22 protein-coding genes and 1 pseudogene are annotated in these 17760 nt (G+C 68.3%); 9 read left to right on the forward strand and 14 right to left on the reverse strand.

Features of this window, described 5'->3' with window-relative positions; genetic code table 11:
- Positions 1–28 precede the first annotated feature (28 nt).
- Positions 29–1201: a citrate/2-methylcitrate synthase gene (locus AC1RJ9_RS06670; protein WP_492839078.1), complete on the forward strand. Its 1173-nt coding sequence runs from the start codon at positions 29–31 to the stop codon at positions 1199–1201.
- Here AC1RJ9_RS06670 and AC1RJ9_RS06675 read toward each other — a convergent pair.
- Positions 1177–2205, reverse strand: a complete 1029-nt coding sequence (locus tag AC1RJ9_RS06675; RefSeq protein WP_492839076.1) for a ligase-associated DNA damage response exonuclease — start codon at positions 2203–2205, stop codon at positions 1177–1179. The genes AC1RJ9_RS06670 and AC1RJ9_RS06675 overlap by 25 nt on opposite strands.
- Before the next feature lie 138 nt (positions 2206–2343).
- Between AC1RJ9_RS06675 and AC1RJ9_RS06680 the strand changes: the two genes are divergently transcribed.
- From AC1RJ9_RS06680 to AC1RJ9_RS06690, 3 genes are all read left to right on the forward strand, one after another.
- Positions 2344–2844, forward strand: a complete 501-nt coding sequence (locus AC1RJ9_RS06680) for a PaaI family thioesterase (RefSeq protein WP_492839074.1) — start codon at positions 2344–2346, stop codon at positions 2842–2844.
- Positions 2841–3260 (forward strand): PaaI family thioesterase, encoded by a 420-nt coding sequence (locus AC1RJ9_RS06685; protein WP_492839072.1) that lies wholly within the window; start codon positions 2841–2843, stop codon positions 3258–3260. Before AC1RJ9_RS06680 ends, AC1RJ9_RS06685 begins: the two co-directional genes overlap by 4 nt.
- A 219-nt stretch (positions 3261–3479) precedes the next feature.
- Positions 3480–3578 carry a hypothetical protein gene (locus tag AC1RJ9_RS06690; protein WP_492102525.1) on the forward strand — a complete coding sequence of 33 codons (99 nt, stop codon included), beginning with the start codon at positions 3480–3482 and terminating at the stop codon, positions 3576–3578.
- 72 nt (positions 3579–3650) lie between these two features.
- Here AC1RJ9_RS06690 and AC1RJ9_RS06695 read toward each other — a convergent pair whose 3' ends face one another.
- Positions 3651–4571 carry a histone deacetylase family protein gene (locus AC1RJ9_RS06695; RefSeq protein ID WP_492839070.1) on the reverse strand — a complete coding sequence of 307 codons (921 nt, stop codon included), beginning with the start codon at positions 4569–4571 and terminating at the stop codon, positions 3651–3653.
- A gap of 81 nt (positions 4572–4652) precedes the next feature.
- Between AC1RJ9_RS06695 and AC1RJ9_RS06700 the strand changes: the two genes are divergently transcribed.
- Positions 4653–5507, forward strand: coding sequence for an acyl-CoA thioesterase (locus tag AC1RJ9_RS06700; protein WP_492839068.1), 855 nt, complete (start codon positions 4653–4655; stop codon positions 5505–5507).
- A gap of 4 nt (positions 5508–5511) precedes the next feature.
- Here AC1RJ9_RS06700 and AC1RJ9_RS06705 read toward each other — a convergent pair whose 3' ends face one another.
- The 5 genes from AC1RJ9_RS06705 to AC1RJ9_RS06725 form a co-directional block, all read right to left on the reverse strand.
- Positions 5512–6081, reverse strand: coding sequence for an NUDIX hydrolase (locus AC1RJ9_RS06705; protein ID WP_492839067.1), 570 nt, complete (start codon positions 6079–6081; stop codon positions 5512–5514).
- Positions 6082–6104: 23 nt separating this feature from the next.
- Entirely contained in the window at positions 6105–6671 is a 567-nt protein-coding gene (rimM, locus tag AC1RJ9_RS06710; RefSeq protein ID WP_492839065.1) for a ribosome maturation factor RimM, read from the reverse strand.
- 54 nt (positions 6672–6725) lie between these two features.
- Positions 6726–7271 (reverse strand): 30S ribosomal protein S16, encoded by a 546-nt coding sequence (gene rpsP / locus AC1RJ9_RS06715; protein ID WP_492839063.1) that lies wholly within the window; start codon positions 7269–7271, stop codon positions 6726–6728.
- Between the two features lie 25 nt (positions 7272–7296).
- Positions 7297–8823: a signal recognition particle protein gene (ffh, locus tag AC1RJ9_RS06720; RefSeq protein ID WP_492839061.1), complete on the reverse strand. Its 1527-nt coding sequence runs from the start codon at positions 8821–8823 to the stop codon at positions 7297–7299.
- 403 nt (positions 8824–9226) lie between these two features.
- Positions 9227–9733: a DUF1993 domain-containing protein gene (locus AC1RJ9_RS06725; protein WP_492839059.1), complete on the reverse strand. Its 507-nt coding sequence runs from the start codon at positions 9731–9733 to the stop codon at positions 9227–9229.
- A 120-nt stretch (positions 9734–9853) separates the two neighbouring features.
- Here AC1RJ9_RS06725 and AC1RJ9_RS06730 point away from each other — a divergent pair, with 120 nt between their 5' ends.
- Positions 9854–10285, forward strand: a complete 432-nt coding sequence (locus AC1RJ9_RS06730; protein ID WP_492839057.1) for a CBS domain-containing protein — start codon at positions 9854–9856, stop codon at positions 10283–10285.
- Positions 10286–10296: 11 nt separating this feature from the next.
- On the opposite strand, the pseudogene AC1RJ9_RS06735 reads toward AC1RJ9_RS06730, so the two are convergent.
- A pseudogene (locus AC1RJ9_RS06735) lies at positions 10297–10436 on the reverse strand (hypothetical protein); the annotation flags it as partial.
- 18 nt (positions 10437–10454) lie between these two features.
- The gene (mdh, locus tag AC1RJ9_RS06740) at positions 10455–11417 is read right to left on the reverse strand and encodes a malate dehydrogenase (protein ID WP_492839055.1); all 963 of its coding nucleotides are present in this window, start codon (positions 11415–11417) and stop codon (positions 10455–10457) included.
- A 135-nt stretch (positions 11418–11552) separates the two neighbouring features.
- Between mdh and AC1RJ9_RS06745 the strand changes: the two genes are divergently transcribed.
- Both AC1RJ9_RS06745 and AC1RJ9_RS06750 read left to right on the forward strand, forming a co-directional pair.
- Positions 11553–12596 carry a MaoC family dehydratase gene (locus AC1RJ9_RS06745; protein ID WP_492839053.1) on the forward strand — a complete coding sequence of 348 codons (1044 nt, stop codon included), beginning with the start codon at positions 11553–11555 and terminating at the stop codon, positions 12594–12596.
- Positions 12589–13014 carry an HIT domain-containing protein gene (locus AC1RJ9_RS06750; RefSeq protein WP_492839052.1) on the forward strand — a complete coding sequence of 142 codons (426 nt, stop codon included), beginning with the start codon at positions 12589–12591 and terminating at the stop codon, positions 13012–13014. The genes AC1RJ9_RS06745 and AC1RJ9_RS06750 overlap by 8 nt, the downstream gene beginning before the upstream one ends.
- Here AC1RJ9_RS06750 and AC1RJ9_RS06755 read toward each other — a convergent pair.
- Together AC1RJ9_RS06755 and AC1RJ9_RS06760 are read right to left on the reverse strand one after the other, a co-directional pair.
- Positions 13011–14042: a hypothetical protein gene (locus AC1RJ9_RS06755; protein ID WP_492839050.1), complete on the reverse strand. Its 1032-nt coding sequence runs from the start codon at positions 14040–14042 to the stop codon at positions 13011–13013. The two genes, AC1RJ9_RS06750 and AC1RJ9_RS06755, sit on opposite strands and share 4 nt — an antisense overlap.
- A gap of 10 nt (positions 14043–14052) precedes the next feature.
- Positions 14053–14949: an HpcH/HpaI aldolase/citrate lyase family protein gene (locus AC1RJ9_RS06760; protein ID WP_492839048.1), complete on the reverse strand. Its 897-nt coding sequence runs from the start codon at positions 14947–14949 to the stop codon at positions 14053–14055.
- Positions 14950–15066: 117 nt separating this feature from the next.
- Between AC1RJ9_RS06760 and AC1RJ9_RS06765 the strand changes: the two genes are divergently transcribed.
- Positions 15067–15450 (forward strand): DUF2237 family protein, encoded by a 384-nt coding sequence (locus tag AC1RJ9_RS06765; RefSeq protein ID WP_492839046.1) that lies wholly within the window; start codon positions 15067–15069, stop codon positions 15448–15450.
- Between the two features lie 62 nt (positions 15451–15512).
- On the opposite strand, the gene AC1RJ9_RS06770 is transcribed toward AC1RJ9_RS06765, so the two are convergent.
- The 3 genes from AC1RJ9_RS06770 to AC1RJ9_RS06780 all read right to left on the reverse strand — a co-directional run bounded on the left by AC1RJ9_RS06770 (position 15513) and on the right by AC1RJ9_RS06780 (position 17736).
- Positions 15513–16262 carry an SDR family oxidoreductase gene (locus tag AC1RJ9_RS06770; RefSeq protein WP_492839044.1) on the reverse strand — a complete coding sequence of 250 codons (750 nt, stop codon included), beginning with the start codon at positions 16260–16262 and terminating at the stop codon, positions 15513–15515.
- Between the two features lie 93 nt (positions 16263–16355).
- Positions 16356–17258 (reverse strand): AraC family transcriptional regulator, encoded by a 903-nt coding sequence (locus tag AC1RJ9_RS06775; protein ID WP_492839042.1) that lies wholly within the window; start codon positions 17256–17258, stop codon positions 16356–16358.
- Between the two features lie 310 nt (positions 17259–17568).
- A complete protein-coding gene (locus AC1RJ9_RS06780; protein ID WP_492839041.1) occupies positions 17569–17736 on the reverse strand; it encodes a hypothetical protein in 168 nt (55 codons plus the stop codon).
- Between the last annotated feature and the right edge of the window lie 24 nt (positions 17737–17760).

Below are 17760 nucleotides of genomic sequence, written 5' to 3' on the forward strand. Positions count from 1 at the left end.
TCAATCTTGATCAATATAATCAATCTATATGGCGGATTGGCTCGACGCGGATCAGGTTCTGGAGCGGCTGGGGATCCGGCCTCAGACCCTTTATGCCTATGTCAGCCGGGGCCGGATCGAGGCCGCCGCCCATCCGCGCGACCCTCGCCGCAGCCTCTATCGCGCCTCGGACGTCGCCGCCCTGGCCCAGAAGAAGGCCCGCGGCCGCCGCGCCGCCGACGTCGCGGCCGAGGCCATCGCTTGGGGCGAGCCGGTGCTGCCCTCGGCGATCACCACCGTGGCCGGCGGCCGGCTCTGGTATCGCGGCCACGACGCCGTTCACCTGGCCGAGCAAGGCCAGACTCTCGAGAACGTCGGCCGGCTGCTGCGTGGGGGCCATGGCGCGGCCCTGAAGACCTCTCGCCGCCCGGAGCCGCTCGACGCCGACAGCGCCCGCGCCCGAATGTTCCTGACCCTGGCCGCCCGCGCCGGCCGAGAACCGCCCGCCCGGGGCCGCGCGCCCCTGGCCCTGGCCATGGAAGCCGCCGACCTGCTGGAGGCCGTGGTCGACGCCGCCACCGGCCAGACAGGGGAAGGCCCGGCGCACGCTCGCTTCGCCGCCGCCTGGGGCCTGGACGCCGCCGGCGCCGATCTTGTCCGCCGAACCCTGGTGCTGCTGGCCGATCACGAACTGAACGCCTCGACCTTCGCCGCGCGCGTGGCGGCCTCGACCGGGGCGTCGCTGTCGGCGGCCTGCCTGGCGGGACTCTCGGCGCTGTCGGGACCCCTGCACGGCGGCATGGCCGCCAGGGTCGAGGCCTTCGTCGAGGAGGCCGAGCGGCGGAATGGCGAGCATGCCGTGTCCGCCAGGCTCGCGCGCGGCGCCTCGATGCCGGGCTTCGACCATCCGCTCTATCCCGACGGCGATCCGCGCGCGGCGGCGCTGCTGGCCGCCTTCGAGCCCCCGCCCCTGCTGGCCGACCTGCGCAAGGCGACCGAGACCGCGACCGGTCTCGCGCCGAATATCGACTTCGCGCTTGTGACCCTGGCCCGAACGCTCAGGCTCCCGCCGGACGCGCCGTTCATCCTGTTCGCGACCGCCCGGAGCGCCGGCTGGGCCGCGCATGCGATCGAGCAGTTGCAGACAGGACGGCTGATCAGGCCCAGGGCGCGCTATGTCGGCGCGGCGCCGGAAGGCTATTCACCCTCCTCCTCGTCGTAGCCGACCAGCCGCAGGGCCCGTGCTGGCAGGCCTTCCAGTTCGCACCAGCGCTCCAGCGCTTCCTCGCGGCCGTGGGTGATCCAGACCTCGCCGGGACGCAATTCGCTCAAGGTCGCCGTCAGCTCGTCCCAGTCGGCATGGTCGGAGAGGATCAGCGGCAGCTCGACGCCTCGCTGCCTTGCGCGCGCCCGCACCCGCATCCAGCCCGAGGCGAAGCAGTCGACCGGGTCCGGAAACCGTCGCGACCAGCGGTCGGCCACGGCGCTGGGCGGTGCGACGATGATCTGGCCGGCGAAGGCGTCCTTCGGCCCCGAAGCGGTGGCGGGGGCCAGCGGGCCAAGCTCCACGCCATGCGCCTCGTACAGGGCGTTCAGCCGTTCCAGCGCCCCATGGACGAAGATCGGCCCGTCCCAGCCCCCCTCGCGCAGCAACCGGATCACCCGCTGCGCCTTGCCCAGGGCGTAGGCCCCGACGATGTGGCAGCGCTCGGGGAACTGCTCGACCGAGGCCAGCAGGCTCCGGATCTCACCGGCGTCGTCGGGATGGCGGAACACCGGCAGGCCGAAGGTCGCCTCGGTGATGAACACGTCGCAGGGGACGGGCTCGAAGCGGGCGCAGGTCGGGTCGCGGCGGCGCTTGTAGTCGCCGGAGACCACCATGGTCAGGCCCCTCCAGCGCACCACCGCCTGGGCCGAGCCCAGCACATGGCCGGCCGGGACCAGGGTCACCTCGACCCCGTTGTGGGTGAAGCTGTCGCCATAGCGCAGGGCCTGTCGCTGACCCGTGAAATCCTCGCCATAGCGCGTGGCCATGATCGCCAGCGTCTCGGGGGTAGCGGCCACCGTCCCGTGACCGGCGCGGGCGTGATCGGCGTGGCCATGGGTGATCACGGCCCGGTCCACGGGGCGGACGGGGTCTATGTAAAAGTCTCCCGGCGGACAGTAGAGGCCGTCCGGCCGGGGACAGAGAAGGTCTTCTGGCTTGATCACGTCTGGATATGACAACGCCTATGGCGCCGGAACGTGGCAGCTGAAAGTGTCAGCGGTTTCAGCGCCTGCCACGTTCCTTCTTTTAAGAGCGCGAGCCTGTTTATCCGCTTCGGATGATTCCATCCGAAGCGGACAGGCTCTAAGCCTATCCGCATGAGCGATCACGAGCAGACAAAACTCATCGCCACGGCGATGAACGAGGGCAGCCCACAGGCCAAGGCGCTGGGCTTCACCACCCTGGAGATCGGCGACGCGGTCGCCATCCTGAAGGTCCCCTACCGACCCGAGATCGTCGGCGATCCCGAGACAGGGGTCATCGCCGGCGGGGTGGTCACCACCCTGCTAGACCACGCCAGCGGCCAGGCCGTGCACGCGGCCATGGAGACCTTCACCTCGATCGCCACGCTGGACCTGCGCATCGACTACATGCGTGCGGCGGAGCCTGGCCTGGACGTCATGGCCAGAGCCCACTGCTACAAGCTGACCCGCTCGGTGGCCTTCGTCCGCGCCGTGGCCTATGACCGCGATCCCGAGGATCCGGTCGCCACTGGCCAGGCGACCTTCATGCTCGACAGCAGCGCCGGCAAGAAGCCGGGCGCCAACCTCAAGCCGCCGCGCGAACCGCGGGCCAAGACCGGGAGCGCCGGCCAATGAGCGATATAGACACGCGTCTGGTCTCGATGCTGGACTCCATCCCCTACGCCCGCTTCCTGGGGATCAAGGCCGAGTTGGCCGGCGACGAGATGACCGCCGTCCTGCCGTTCGCCCAGCACATCGTCGGCAATCCGATGCTGCCGGCCATCCACGGCGGGGTGCTGGGGGCGTTCATGGAGATGACGGCCCTGGCCCAGCTCTCCGTGGCCGCGCCGATGAAGCGCCAGCCGCGCACGATCGATGTCTCGATCGAATATCTGCGCTCGGGCCGGCCGCTGACCACCTATGCCCGCGCCAGCATCAAGAAGCTGGGCCGCCGCATCGCCAACGTCCATGTCGAGGCCTGGCAGGAGACCCGGTCGGCCCCGATCGCGACGATGCGGGGACTCTTCCTCGTCGCGCCCAGCGATGATTAATCGTCAGAAGCCGGAACGATGGTATAAAAGGAGAATGTTTCCCAGAAAACTAAATTTCACGACCACATTAATCCTCTGTAATGCCGGTTAGGTGCGACAAAGTTTCTTAAATCGGCGTCATGAAGCATGAGTAACGTGCATTAACGAGGGTCCGCGCCTATATCCCTGATCACCGGACGCCAACGGGCGCCGGACAACAGAAAAACAGGGATCAAGACCATGACCATGAAGACCAACGCCGTCGCCGGTTTCGCCTCGCTCGTTCTCGCGGTTCTGCCGCTCGTCATCATCGCCGGTTCGCTCGTCACGAGCTTCTAAGTGATCGCCGCGTAACCTCCGTCGGGCCGCCCGCAAGGGCCGCCTCGACGGAGATGGCGACAAACTGAACGACTAAGCTACCGAAGAATAAAGAGATTTCGCCGTCCGATGCAGGATGGCGTGGCGGCCCGCCAGACGATCGATATCCGCGTCATAGCCGCCGCCGATGACCCCGACCACGGGGATCTCCAGAGAAAGACAAGCGCCCAGGACATAGGCCTCCCGTCGCCCAAGACCCTCGTCGGTCAGCGACAGGCGGCCCAGCCTGTCGTCCGCGTGCGGATCGACGCCCGCATTGAAGAAGACGATGTCCGGCCGGACGCCGCGCAGCAGCGCCGGCAGGATCTCTCCCAGCTTTTCCAGATAGGCCGCATCGCCCGTCCCGTCGGCCAGCTCAACATCGAGATCGCTGGTGGCCTTGCGGTGCGGGAAGTTCTTCTCGGCGTGCATCGACAGCGTGAAGACGCTGGGATCGCCCTCGAAGATCCGCGCCGTGCCATCGCCCTGGTGAACGTCGAGGTCCACGACCAGGGCCTTGCCGATCGCGCCTTCGGCCAGAAGCCGCCGGGCCGCCACCGCCACGTCGTTGAACACGCAGAACCCCGCGCCGCTCTCGGCCGAGGCGTGATGGCTGCCGCCCGCCGTGTTGCAGGCGATCCCCTGCTCGAGCGCCAGACGCGCCGCCAGAAGCGTGCCGCCGCTCGCCGCCCTCGCCCGCATGGCGACGCTGTCGGTGTTGGGCATGCCGATCCGCCGGACCACGTCCGGCGGCAGGGACAGCTCGATCACGCCCCGGACATAGTCTTCGGCGTGGGCCAGCAGCAGGGTCTCGACATCGATCAACTCCGGCTTCGCGAAGCCGTCCAGGCCCGGAACGCCCTCCGCCTCCAGCACGGTGGCCAGGCGCGAGAACTTGTCCATCGGGAAGCGATGCCCGACCGGCATCTCGGCGCGAAAGGCGGGGTGATGGATGACAGGCGGGGCGGGACGCATCACCTCACGATGGTGACCGCGACGGCCTGACGCAAGGTGACGTCTTGCAGCGCGGCAAAACGCGGCTTATCGCACTGCGCCATGCAGACGACCGAGAACCTCGCCGATATCCTCGACCTCGAACCGATCGAGGTGAACCTGTTCCGCGGCGTCAGCCCGAACGACGGCTTCCCGCGCATCTTCGGCGGCCTGGTGATCGCCCAGGCCCTGCTGGCCGCCTACAGGACCGTGCCGGACCGGGTCTGTCACTCGCTGCACGCCTATTTCATCCGCCCCGGCGATGTGAACGCCCCGGTGCTCTACGAAGTCGAGCGGGCCCGCGACGGCGGCACCTTCACCACGCGCCGCGTCGCCGCCATCCAGCACGGCGAGCAGATCTTCAACCTGGCGGCCTCGTTCCAGACGCCGGAGGACGGCTTCGAGCACCAGTCGGACATGCCCGACGCGCCCGCTCCCGAGAGCCTGCCCACCGAGGTCGAGTTCCTCAAGAGCCTGGGCGACCAGATCCATCCGAAGATGCTGGCCATGGTCGGCAAGCCGCGTCCCGTCGACATCCGCTGGGTCGACCAGCAGAACCCGGTCGCGCCGGTGAAGAAGTCCGGCACCAAGAACGTCTGGATGCGGGCCAAGGCCCCGCTGGGCGACGACGTGAAGATGCAGCAGGCCGCCCTGGCCTACGCCTCGGACATGGCGTTCATGGAAAGCGCCCTTCGCCCGCACGGCCTGATCTGGACGACGCCGGGCCTGCAGGCCGCCAGCCTGGACCACGCCATGTGGTTCCACCGCCCGTTCGACTTCAACGGCTGGACCCTGTTCGCGCAAGACAGCCCCAACGCTTCGCAGGGGCGCGGCCTGGTGCGCGGCCAGATGTTCAGCCAGGACGGTAAACTCCTGGCCTCGGTGGCCCAGGAATGTCTGATGCGGGTGCGGAAGTAGACCCTCAGGCCTGAACCGCCTCGATCCTGACCACGCCGGCGGCGGCGAGCCCGCGCAGCAGCGAGGCCGCCTGCATGCCCACCGTCATCTCGCCGGCCAGCGCCATGCGCAGGGCCTCGGCGGCCGGGACCCAGAGGCTTTCGAGCCGTTCATGGGGATCATCCTTCGGCTCGGCGACCTTCGCCACGTCGCGCGCCAGGATGATGTGGATGCGGTTGGTGTGCGTGCCGGCGTTGGGCCGGGTCTCGCCCAGCAGGGCCAAGGTTCCCGCGCAGCCGGCTTCCTCGAGCAGTTCGCGGCGGGCGGCCTCGACCGGATCGGTCTCGTCGGCGTCCATGCCCCCGGCCGGAAGCTCGGTGGAAATGTCGCCCAAAGCGTGACGATACTGGCGCACCAGCAGGACGTTGTTGTCGGCGTCCAGGGCCACCAGTTCGACCCAGTCAGGATATTCCAGCACGTAGTAGGGCGCGACCACCGCGCCCTCGTCGGTTACGCAATCGTCGGCGCGAAGGTGGATCCAGCGGTCCTTGTGGACGACGCGCGAGGCGGTGACCCGCCATTTTCCGTCCGACATCGCTGCAGGCTCCTTGCGAAAAGTCAGTCGCGGTCGCCCAGCTCTTCGTCTTCGGCGGAGCCTTCCGGCTCGCCGACCAGGGCGGGCGGGTCGGCCAGGATCAGGCCATCGGCGATCTTGACCTCGGGCACGGCGGCCCGCGTGAACGGCAGGTACCAGGTCGGACCGCCCAGGTCGGGGGCGATCTCGAGAATGTCGCCGGCGCCGAAGTTCTGGACGCTCTTCACGCGGCCCAGCAGGACGTCGGTCTGGATATGGCGAACCGAAAGGCCCACCAGGTCGGTCAGGTAGAACTCGTCCTCGTCGGGCTGCGGCAGGGCCGAGCGGGGGACATAGAGACGAAGGCCGCGCAGGGCGTCGGCGGCTTCCTTGGTCTCGATCCCCGAACAGCGACAGACGACGCCGTCCTTGGTCTTGCGGGCCGAGGCGATGGTCAGGGCGGGCGAACCGTCCTGGCGCTTCAGCGCCTTGAACGCCGCGATGCTCATCGGCTCTTCGGTATAGGTCGAGATCCGCACCTCGCCGCGCACGCCGAAGCCGCCGGCCACGCGGCCGACCAGGATCAGCGGATCTTCGGGAGAGACGGTCATCGCGCGGACAGAGTCGCGCCGCCGACCCGGGAAGGATCGGCGGCGCTGGAACCCTTAGCCTTCGGTGGTTTCTTCAGCAGCCGGAGCTTCGGCGGCCGGAGCTTCTTCAGCGGCGGGAGCCTCTTCAGCAGCGACTTCAGCGGCCGGAGCTTCTTCCACGGCCGGAGCGGCGGCGGCTTCAGCGGCAGCGGCGGCGGCGGCTTCAGCCGCGGCGGCCTTCTCGGCTTCGGCGGCGGCCTTGGCGTCGATCTCGGCTTGCTTGCGGTCTTCGTCGCGCTGAGCGCGCTCGGCGCTGCGTTCCGTGGCCTTCTTGCCCGGCGTACCCTTTTGCGGGTTGTTGCCGTGGGCCCAGGTGGTCAGGCCTTGGGCGGCCAGGAAGCGGGCGACGCGGTCGGTCGGCTGGGCGCCCTTCTTGAGCCATTCCTGGATCGACTCGACCTTCAGGGTGACGCGGTTGGCGTCGTCCTTCTTGAGGAGCGGGTTGTAGGTGCCGACCTTCTCGATGAAACGGCCATCGCGCGGCGAGTGGCTGTCGGCGACGACGATCGAGTAGTACGGACGCTTCTTGGCGCCGCCACGGGCGAGACGGATCTTCAGCATTTGAGGTAGTCCTTGGTCTAAAGTTCTATTTCTTGAACGGGTTGAAGCCGGGCAGGCCCAGGCCGGAGAGAGGGTTGGGCTTGGCGTCGCCGCCGCCCCCGAGGCCCGGCAGACCGGGCAGCCCCGAGGGGCCTTGGCCCCCCGCTGCGTTGGGATCGGGCTGGGGCATCCTGCCGCCGCCCATGTTCTTCATGCGCGCCATGTCGCCGCCGCCCATCATCTGGGCCATGCGGGCCATGCCCTTGCCGCCGTCCTTGGACATGGCCTTGAACATGTCGGCCATCTGGCGGTGCTGCTTGAGCAGGCGGTTGACCTCGGCGACGTCGACGCCCGAACCGGCCGCGATACGACGCTTGCGCGAGGCGGCCAGGATGTCGGGCTTCTTGCGCTCTTCCTTGGTCATCGAGCTGATGATCGCCTGCTGGCGACGGAAGATGCTGTCGTCGATGCCGCTCTCGGCGATCTGCTTCTTGACCTTCTGCACGCCGGGCAGCAGGCCCATGATGCCTTCCATGCCGCCTAGCTTCTGCATCTGGGAGAGCTGGGCCGACAGATCGTCGAGGTCGAACTTGCCCTTGGCCAGCTTCTTGGCCATGCGCTCGGCTTCGGCATGGTCGAGGTCGGCGGCGGCCTTCTCGACCAGGGCCACGACGTCGCCCTGGCCCAGGATGCGGCCGGCGACGCGGCGGGCGTCGAACACGTCCAGCTGGTCGATCTTCTCGCCGGCGCCGAGGAACTTGATCGGCAGGCCGGTGACGTGGCGCATCGACAGGGCCGCGCCGCCGCGGCCGTCGCCGTCGGCGCGGGTCAGGATCAGGCCTGTCAGCGGCAGGCGCTCGTGGAACGCCTTGGCCGTGCGCACGGCGTCCTGGCCGGTCAGGCTGTCGGCGACCAGGATGGTCTCGGACGGCTGGGCGATGCGGGCGATGTCCGCCGCCTCGCTCATCATCGCCTCGTCCAGCGTGGTGCGGCCGGCGGTGTCGAGAATCAGGACGTCGTAGCCGCCCAGCTTGGCGGCGCTCATCGCGCGCTTGGCGATGTCCTGGGCGCTCTGGCCGGGGACGATCGGCAGGCTCTCGACCTCGACCTGCTTGGCCAGGGTCGCCAGCTGCTCCATGGCGGCCGGGCGACGCGTGTCGAGCGAGGCGACCAGCACCTTCTTGCGCTCGGTCTTGGACAGGCGCAGGGCCAGCTTGCCGGTGGTGGTGGTCTTGCCCGAGCCCTGCAGGCCGGCCATCAGGATCACCGACGGCGGATTCAGCGCCAGGTTCAGGCCGGTCGGCTGCTCGCCGCCCAGCATGTCGACCAGGCCGTCATAGACAATCTTGACCACCTGGTCGGCCGGCTTGACCGAACGAATGACCGCTTCGCCAGCCGCCAGCTCCTTGGCCTTGCTGATGAAGTCCTTGACGACCGGCAGGGCGACGTCGGCCTCGAGCAGGGCGACGCGGACTTCTCGCAGAGCTTCGTCGATGTCCTTCTCGGACAGCACGCCGCGACCGCCAAGACGTTCGAAGACGTCGGAAAGTCGCTCTGTAAGGCCGTCGAACATGTCGAACCCTGGTTAAATCCCCGCGCATGACGGACGTCATGCTCGACCCCTTAAGGCTCCGCCTGCTCGCGAGCAGGCGGTGGCCAAACGCAATCAGCCCCCATGGACGATCACGTCGATGGGGGTCCTCGCCGTCCTCGTCCGGATGGATCCTGCGCTAACAGGCCGGGGTCGTGACGGTGGAGGCGCTGCTGATAAAGCGCCGGAAGCCGGGGCTTATGTCTCAAAAAGCTGAAAGAGTCAAAAGCACCTCTTCAATCCGTCTTCCCGGCGAAGGCCGGGACCCAGATGGAAGAGCGCCGGGGCGGGCGCTATGAACGCCGCGCCGATCCAATCATCCCCGGCGCTTCGAGATCTGGGCCCCGGCTTTCGCCGGGGAAACGGTTGGGTATTGGGGTGAAGCTTACGCCGTGCCCAGGAAGTCGCGCTTGCCGACCTCGACGCCGTTGTGACGCAAGATCGCGTAGGCTGTGGTGATGTGGAAGAAGAAGTTCGGCATCGCCTGGCCCTGCAGATAGTCCAGACCCTTGAAGGTGTAGGTCTCGCCGCGGCGAACCAGCTGGACGTCACGATCGTGGCCACCTTCGAACGCGGCCGGGTCCAGGCCTTCCACATAGGCGATGGCGCGATCGACGCGGGCGATCAGGTCGGCGAAGCTGGTCTCGACGTCGTCCCAGGCCGGAACTTCCTGCGCGGCCAGACGCGCCGCGCCGCCCTTGGCGAAGTCGGTGGCGATCTGCACCTGACGGATCAGCGGGAACATGTCGGGATAGAGCCGCGCCTTCAGAAGGGCGTCCGGATCCCACCCCTTGGCCTCGACCAGGGCGGCGGCCTTGGTCAGCACGCCCTTCAGACCCTTCAGGCCCTGGATGAACACGGGCACGCTGGCCTGATGGATAGAGATCGCCATGGGAAGCTCCACGAAAGGGGAAGCGCCTAGATAGGCGCGCCCCGTGACGATCGGAAGCGGAACGGTTGGACCAAGCTGAGGGTTTTACAGCCTCGCAATTCCAACCCACGAGGCTCCCCCATGAAAGTCAGCGACGCCATGACCAGCCAGGTCTCGGTCGCCCGTCCCTCCGACACCATCCGCCAGGTCGCCCAGACCATGGCCCAGGTCGAAAGCGGGGTGGTCCCCGTGGTCGACGACGGCAAGGTGGTGGGCGTGGTCACCGACCGCGACATCGTCCTGCGGGTGGTCGCCGAGGGCCGCAGCTTCGACAGCCCCATTTCCGAGGCCATGTCGGACGGCGAAGTGCTGAGCGTGAAGGAAGACGACGTCCTGGCCGACGCCACCGCCAAGATGGCGAACAACCAGGTCCGCCGGCTGGTGGTGCTGAACGACGCCGGCGACCTGACCGGCATCCTCTCGCTGGGCGACGTCGCCAAGGACTACGGCGCCAAGCAGGTCGGCAAGACCTTGGAGGAGATCTCGCAGGAAGGCGGCGAGGCGGCGCACTAGCCGCCCTTGCGTCGTCCCCGTCCTTCGACAAGCTCAGGATGAGGACGAGGGCAGGCGCTCAGCTGTAGAAAACCTCACCCTGAGCCTGTCGAAGGGCGGGGTTTTCGAACAAAGCAAAAGGGCGGCCCCGCGAGGAGCCGCCCTTCGTCATTTCAGGATCAAGGTTCGCTTAGACCAGCGAGCTGTCGATGGCCTTGCAGGCTTCCATCAGACCCTTAACCGAGGCGACCGAAGCGGCGAACATCGCCTTCTCGGCGTCGTTGGTTTCGAACTCGACGATCTTTTCGGCGCCGCCGGCGCCGATGACAACCGGCACGCCGACATAGAGGCCGTCCAGGCCGTATTGGCCGGTCAGGTAGGTGGCGCACGGCAGGACGCGCTTCTTGTCCTTCAGGTATGAGGTCGCCATGGCGATGGCGCTCTCGGCCGGGGCGTAGAAGGCCGAGCCGGTCTTCAGCAGGGCGACGATCTCGCCGCCGCCCTTGCGGGTGCGCTCGACGATGGCGTCCAGCTTCTCTTGCGTCAGCCAGCCTTGCTTGACCAGTTCCGGCAGCGGCAGGCCGCCGACCGTCGAGTGACGGACCATCGGCACCATGTCGTCGCCGTGACCGCCCAGGGTCCAGGCGTGGATGTCTTCGACCGAAACGCCGGTGGCTTCGGCCAGGAAGTAGGCGAAGCGAGCCGAGTCGAGGACGCCGGCCATGCCGATGACCTTTTCCTTCGGCAGGCCCGAGAACTGCTGCAGGGCCCAGACCATGGCGTCGAGCGGGTTGGTGATGCAGATGACGAAGGCGTTCGGGGCGTGGGCCTTGATGCCTTCGCCGACGGCCTTCATGACCTTCAGGTTGATGCCCAGCAGGTCGTCGCGGCTCATGCCCGGCTTGCGCGGCACGCCGGCGGTCACGATGCAGACGTCGGCGCCGGCGATGTCCTCGTAGGCGTTGGCGCCCTTCAGGGTCACGTCCTTGCCGAACACGGCCGAGGCTTCGGCGATATCCAGCGCCTTGCCCTGCGGGGTGCCTTCGGCGATGTCGAACAGGATCACGTCGCCCAGCTCTTCGCGAGCGGCGATGTGGGCCAGGGTGCCGCCGATCATGCCGGCGCCGATAAGGGCGATCTTCGCGCGAGCCATGGGGTCTCCATCAAGGCTGTGGACAGTGGAATGTCGGGGCGCGGTCTAGACCCGTCGCGGCTCGGCCTCAAGCCCTCTTTCCGGTTTCGCTGCACTGCGGCAAAGATGGCGGAACAGCGATAAGGAGCACCGGGGATGAGCAAGACCGATCCAGGCCATTTCTTCGAGGACTTCCGGCTCGGCCAGAGACTGGTCCACGCCACGCCCCGAACCGTTACGGCGGGCGATGTCGCGCTGTACACGGCGCTTTACGGCCCGCGCTTCTCGCTGTTCTCGTCGGACGAGTTCGCCAAGGCCTGCGGCCTTATGTCCGCCCCGGTCGACCCGCTGATCGCCTTCCACGTGGTGTTCGGCAAGACCGTGCCGGACGTCAGCCTGAACGCCGTCGCCAACCTGGGCTACGCAGAGGGCCGCTTCCTGGCCCCGGTGTTTCCCGGCGACACGCTGAGCGCCGTCTCGGACGTGATCGGGCTGAAGGAAAACTCCAACCGCAAGACCGGCGTCGTCTATGTGCGAACGACCGGGACCAACCAGCGCGGCGAGGCCGTGCTGAGCTATGTCCGCTGGGTGATGGTCCGAAAGCGCGATCCGGGCGCCGAGATCACCGATCAGGCGGTCCCGACCCTGTCGGCGGCGGTGGCCCCGGCCGATCTGGCGGTTCCCGAAGGCCTGGACCTCAGCGGTTATGACTGGGCCCTGGCCGGCGCGCCGCACGCCTTCGAGGACTATGCGATCGGCGAGAAGATCGACCATGTCGACGGCATGGCGATCGAGGAGGCCGAGCACCAGATGGCCACGCGCTTGTGGCAGAACACGGCCAAGGTCCATTTCAACCAGTTCGAGCGGGCCAAGGACCCGTCGGGCAAGCGGCTGATCTATGGCGGCGTGGTGATCTCGACCGCCAAGGCGCTGTCGTTCAATGGCTTGCAGAACGCCGGCCTGATCCTGGCGATCAACGGCGGGCGGCACGTGGCGCCGTTCTTCGCCGGCGGCACGGTGTTCGCCTGGAGCGAGGTGCTGGACAAGGCCGATCTGGGCTCGATCGGCGCCCTGCGCCTGCGGCTGGTGGCGACCAAGGACCGGCTTTGCGACGACTTCCCGGACAAGGAGGGCGAGGCCTACAATCCGGGCGTCATTCTCGACTTCGACTACTGGGCGGCGGTTCCGAAACGTGGCTGAGTTCTCGCTCGACCCGGCTTTCGTCGCCACGTCGCACAAGGTCGCCGACCTGCCGCTATGCGAGGTGCGCCTGCACGACGACGCCCGCTATCCGTGGCTGGTTTTGGTCCCGCGCCAGCCCGGCCTGCGGGAGATCGAGGACCTCGAGACGGCTCACCGGATCCAGCTGATGGAGGAGATCGTCCTTGCCGGGACCACCGTCCGCGCGGTCGGGGCGGCGCTGGGCCTGGCGGTCGACAAGCTGAACGTCGGGGCGCTGGGCAATGTCACGGCCCAGCTGCACGTCCACGTCGTGGGTCGTCGAAAGGGCGATCCGGCCTGGCCCGGTCCCGTCTGGGGCCACAGCCCGGCCGCCACCTATACCGCTGAGGGCCTCGCGGCCCCGATCGCGGCGGCCCGGGACGCCTTGAGGCCCTAACGCTTTTTCTTTTTGGCCGAGCCCTTCTTGGCCGCCGTCACCTTGCCCTTGCGAGCCGGGGTCGCCTTGGCTTTGCCGCCCTTACCCTTCTTGAGGGCCGAGGCCTTGCCGCCCTTCTTGGCCACGGCGGCGCACTTGGCCTTGGCGGCTTTCAAGGCCTTGCCCTTCTTGCCCCGGGTCGAGCAGGCCGGGGCGGCGGCGGCCGGGGCCGGCGAACGGGCGACCACGCGCGGCGGCCAGACATAGGGCCCGCGCCCCTGCCCTTCGTAGCCGGGCGGAGCCTGCGGAAGAATGTGTTCGGCATTGACCGCCTGGGTCGCGCCGTTCTCGACCAGTTCGCCCGACCATCGCTCGTAGCCGGACGGACGCAGGGTCAGGGTCGTGGATTGGCCGCCCTTGGGGCTGAAGCGGACGACGACGACGTCGCCATCGCGGCGCAGGTCGTCGATCAGCCCCGTCGAGCCGACGGCCCCCGGACGGCGGACATCACGCCAGGCGCCTTCAAGCTCGCCATACCCGCCGGCCTTGTCGACGATCTGCAGGGCGTAGAGCTGGCCGCCGTCGTTGCCGACGATCCGCCAGCCGCCGTCCAGCGGGCCTTGCAGGTTCTGGGCGGCCGCGATCGAGCCCTTGACCCGAAGTTCGTAGACCTGGGCCTTGGTCAGCTCGCCGCCGGTCGGCGCCTCGGGCTCCGGCGGCGGGATCGGCAGGATGGCGGCCCGGTGCTTGGCGGTGGGCTTGTTGGCGGCGGTCTCGGCGGTCTCTTCGTCGACCGCCTGGCCGCTCTGCGAGATCAGGTCGGCCATCGGATCGAGAGCCTGCGGGATCTGCGACGAGTCCAGGACGGGCGCCTGCTGGGGGGCGGGCGCGGCCGGCGCCCCGACTGGAGGCGCCGGAGCGGTCGGCGGCGCGGCCTGGGTCCCGAAGGTCGGCACATAGCCCGCGGGCGGGACCGTCGCCGGGGTCTGTTGCGCCAGCGCGGGGCTGGCCAGCAAGACGACGGAAAAAACGATAGCCCGAGCCCGCATACGAAACCTTCTAGCGCCCCATTTCGGCGTCTGCCCCGCGTCCCGCGATGGCCTGCGCCACCGCGACAAGACGCTGCGCCTGCGTCAGATGCAAGCGCTCGGCCATCTTGCCGTCGACCCGCAAAGCTCCTTTGCCAGCATTTTCGGGCGCGTTGAAGGCGGCGATCACCGCCTGGCTCCAGGCGATGTCGTCCGGCGAGGGCGAGAACACCCGGTTGCAGATTTCCAGGTGCTTGGGATGGATCAAGGTCTTGCCGTCGAAGCCGAAGTCGACGCCCTGGACGCAGACCGCCTCCAGGGCCTCCAGGTCCTCGATGTCGTTGTGCACCCCATCCAGGATGTTCAGGCCGTGGGCCCGCGCCGCCGCCACCGACAGGGTCAGCAGCGGCAAGAACGGCGCGCGGTCCGGCGTCTGGCGAGCCCGCATCTCCTTGGCGAAGTCATTGACGCCCATGACCCAGGTCGACAGCCGCGTGCCGTGGACCGCGCCGGCGATATCCCACAGGTGAAAGGCGGCCTTGGCGGTCTCGATCATCGTCCACAGCCGGGTCGCGGGCGGGGCGGCGTTCAGGTGCTGGTCGTACAACCGGACCTCCGCGGCGTCGCTGACCTTCGGAACCAGCACCGCGTCCGGCCCGGCCTCGGCGGCGGCCCGCAGGTCCTCGGCGCCCCAGGGGGTGTCGATTCCATTGACCCGGATCACCACCTCGCGCGCGCCGAAGCCGCCGGCCTTGACCGCCGCCGCCGCCGCCTCGCGCGCCGCCGGCTTCATCTCCGGCGCGACGGCGTCTTCCAGGTCGAGGATGATCACGTCGGCGTCCAGGGTGCGGGCCTTCTCGACGGCCTTGGCGTTGGACGCCGGCATATAGAGGGCGCTGCGGCGCGGGCGGATGGCGGTGTCGGTCACGGAAAATCCCCTGCTCTCTTGTCCTTGGTGCGACCCTAGCATCGCTGCGACGCAGCAAAAGCCTTCCCCGTACGGGAAGCGGCTTGGCGCCGTCCCTCACAGGACTAGGATCGCCCCATGAGCACCACTCGATACGACAAGAGCGCCAGGAACGTCATGGGCGGCGAACTCGTCCCGTGCTCGATGGATCCGGTCACCGGCTTCTACCGCAACGGCTGCTGCGAGACGGGGCCGCACGACCTGGGCCTGCACACCGTCTGCGCGGTGATGACCGACGACTTTCTGGCCTTCTCCAAGAACCAGGGCAACGACCTCTCCACGCCGCGTCCCGAACTGGCCTTCCCGGGGCTGAAGGCTGGCGACCGCTGGTGTCTGTGCGCCGGCCGCTGGAAGGAAGCCCTCGACGCCGGCATGGCGCCCCAGGTGGTGCTGGACGCCACCCACGAGGAGATGCTGGCGGTGGTGACCCTGGGGGTGCTGAAGGACCACGCGGCGGCGTGAGAACGCACGGCTCCGCCGCTTCACGCGGAGACCGCTGAAGGTGTGAAAGGGACCGCGGAGCTCTAGCCGAACCGCGCCTTGAAAAGCGCCGCCGCGTCCGCGCCGGCGGGGAAGCGCAGCCGGCCCTTGGTGTCGGCGACGGCGTCCCAAACAGCTTCGGCGACGTCGATCTCCCGGGTGGTCATCGCCGGCTTGGCGAAGCTCTCGAAGATCGGCGCGGCGAAGTCGGCATAGGCCGGCGGGATCAGGTCCTCGACCTTGACGTCGGTGTTCTGGCTGAAGCGGGTCGTCGGGCCATAGCCGGGCTCGACCAGCTTCACGCGCACGCCGAAATGACCCAGCTCGTGGGCCAGCGACCCCGTGAAGCCCTCGATGGCCTGCTTGCTGGCGGTATAGGCGGCGGCCAGCGGCATGGCGGCCAGGGTGACGGTCGAGGTGACGTTGACGATCACGCCCGAACGGCGCGCCCGCATCCCCGGGATCACCGCCTGGCACATGGCCATGACGCCGAAGGTGTTGGTGTCGAACACCTTGCGGATGTGGGCCATCGGCGTGGCTTCGAACGCGCCGACGACACCGACCCCGGCATTGTTGACCAGGGCGTCGATCGGACCGGCGGCGACGATGGCCGCGGCGATGCTGTCCGGCTGGGTCACGTCCAGCGGCAGGATGCGCAGGGTCTCTGAACGCGGCAGGACGCTCGGGTCGGGCCGGCGCATGGTGGCGATGACGCGCCAACCATTGGCCAGAAAATAGCGAGCGGTTTCGAGGCCGTAGCCCGAGGACGCGCCGGTGATCAGGATGGTTTGCATGGGGACCTCCACAGATTGGACGTCTCCTCAATGCGCCTTCACACCAGGCCGATCGATAATCGAACGTCCAAGATTAGTTTCCGATCGTCCAGATCAGGCGGCGAGGCTTCGAACGAACCGGCCAGGTGAGCAGCCCTGCCGCTTGCGAAAGGCCGTGCTGAAGGCGCTGGCGGACTCATAGCCGATCTCGTCGGCGATCCTGTCGAGGGTCTTGTCTCCGCTGACAAGGGCGGTCCTGGCCAGGGCCATGCGCCAACGCGCCAGATACTCGATCGGCCCGCAGCCCAGCACCTCGCCGAAGCGCGCGGCGAAGGCCGATCGCGACAAGCCGGCGATCTTGGCCAGTCCCGCGACCGTCCAGTGGGCGCGCACGTCGGCGTGCATGGCCCGCAGAACCCGGGCCAGCGCCGGGTCGCGCAGGCCGTTCAACAGGCCGGCCCGGGCGTCATCGCGGGCCACGCCCCGCCAGCGCAGGGCCTCGACCAGCAGGACCTCCAGCATCCGCCGCAGGATCATGTCCTTGCCTGGCTCGTCGCGTCCGCATTCGTCCATGATCAGCGCGATCACGCCCGCCAGGCGGTCGGTCCGCCCCTCCGAGGCGGGGATGTGGATCATGCGCGGCAGCAGGGCCAGCAGCAGCGACGCGTTGACCCGCTCGATGCCGAAAGCGCCGCCCAGGGACTCGAAATCGGCCTCGCCCTCCTGCTCACCGTGCCGGACGGGGATGTCCGTGGGTTCGCGCGCCTCGCCGGCCATGCCGGGGCCGCTGCTCAGGGTGAAGGCCGGCGTCGACGGCAGCAACAGGAAGTCGCCCTGCCCCATCCGGAAGGCCGGCTGGCCCTCGAAGGCGATCCAGCATTCGCCCTTCAGAACGATCGCGAAGCCGGGCGCGTCGTGGGCGGCGTAGCGCACGCCCCAGGCTCCCCGGCCGGTGATGGGCTTGGAGATGACCGAGTTCGGCCGGAGCAGGGCGATGACGTCGCTGAGCGGATCCATCCGGACGATCGAAACTGAAATCGAGCCCGATGATTATCGATCATCGCACTTGACTGTCCAGTACTCCTCAAGGGGTTCTTGCGAAAACCGCTGACGAAATCGACGCCCACATAGCCCCAGGCGCCGGGGGTGTAGAAGGCTTCCGGCAGCACGCTCCAGGCCGGGAACAGGCGCTTGAGCTTGTCCCACAGCGCCCAGAGTTCGGCGGTCTCGCCCGTCGCCACGCTTGCCGATGTATTGCTCGCCATACGGTTTCCGCACTCAACCTGTGGGAAGGTCTAAGCAGCCAGGCTCGCGATGTCGATCCCGCTCAGGACTTCGACGACAGGTCCGGGCGCGAGGCCAGGAACGCCGCCTTTTCCTCGGGCGTCAGCACCTTGGCGGTCTGACGCCGCGCCACCTTCGGCGTGGGGCGGGCATAGGTCTCGGCGGTCGACCCGGGCTTGATGTCGGCCAGGCGCTTGATGGGCGGCTTCATGTCTTTCCCCGGCTACGGCGCAAG

Source organism: Caulobacter sp. GW822-FHT07D08 (assembly GCF_058798735.1).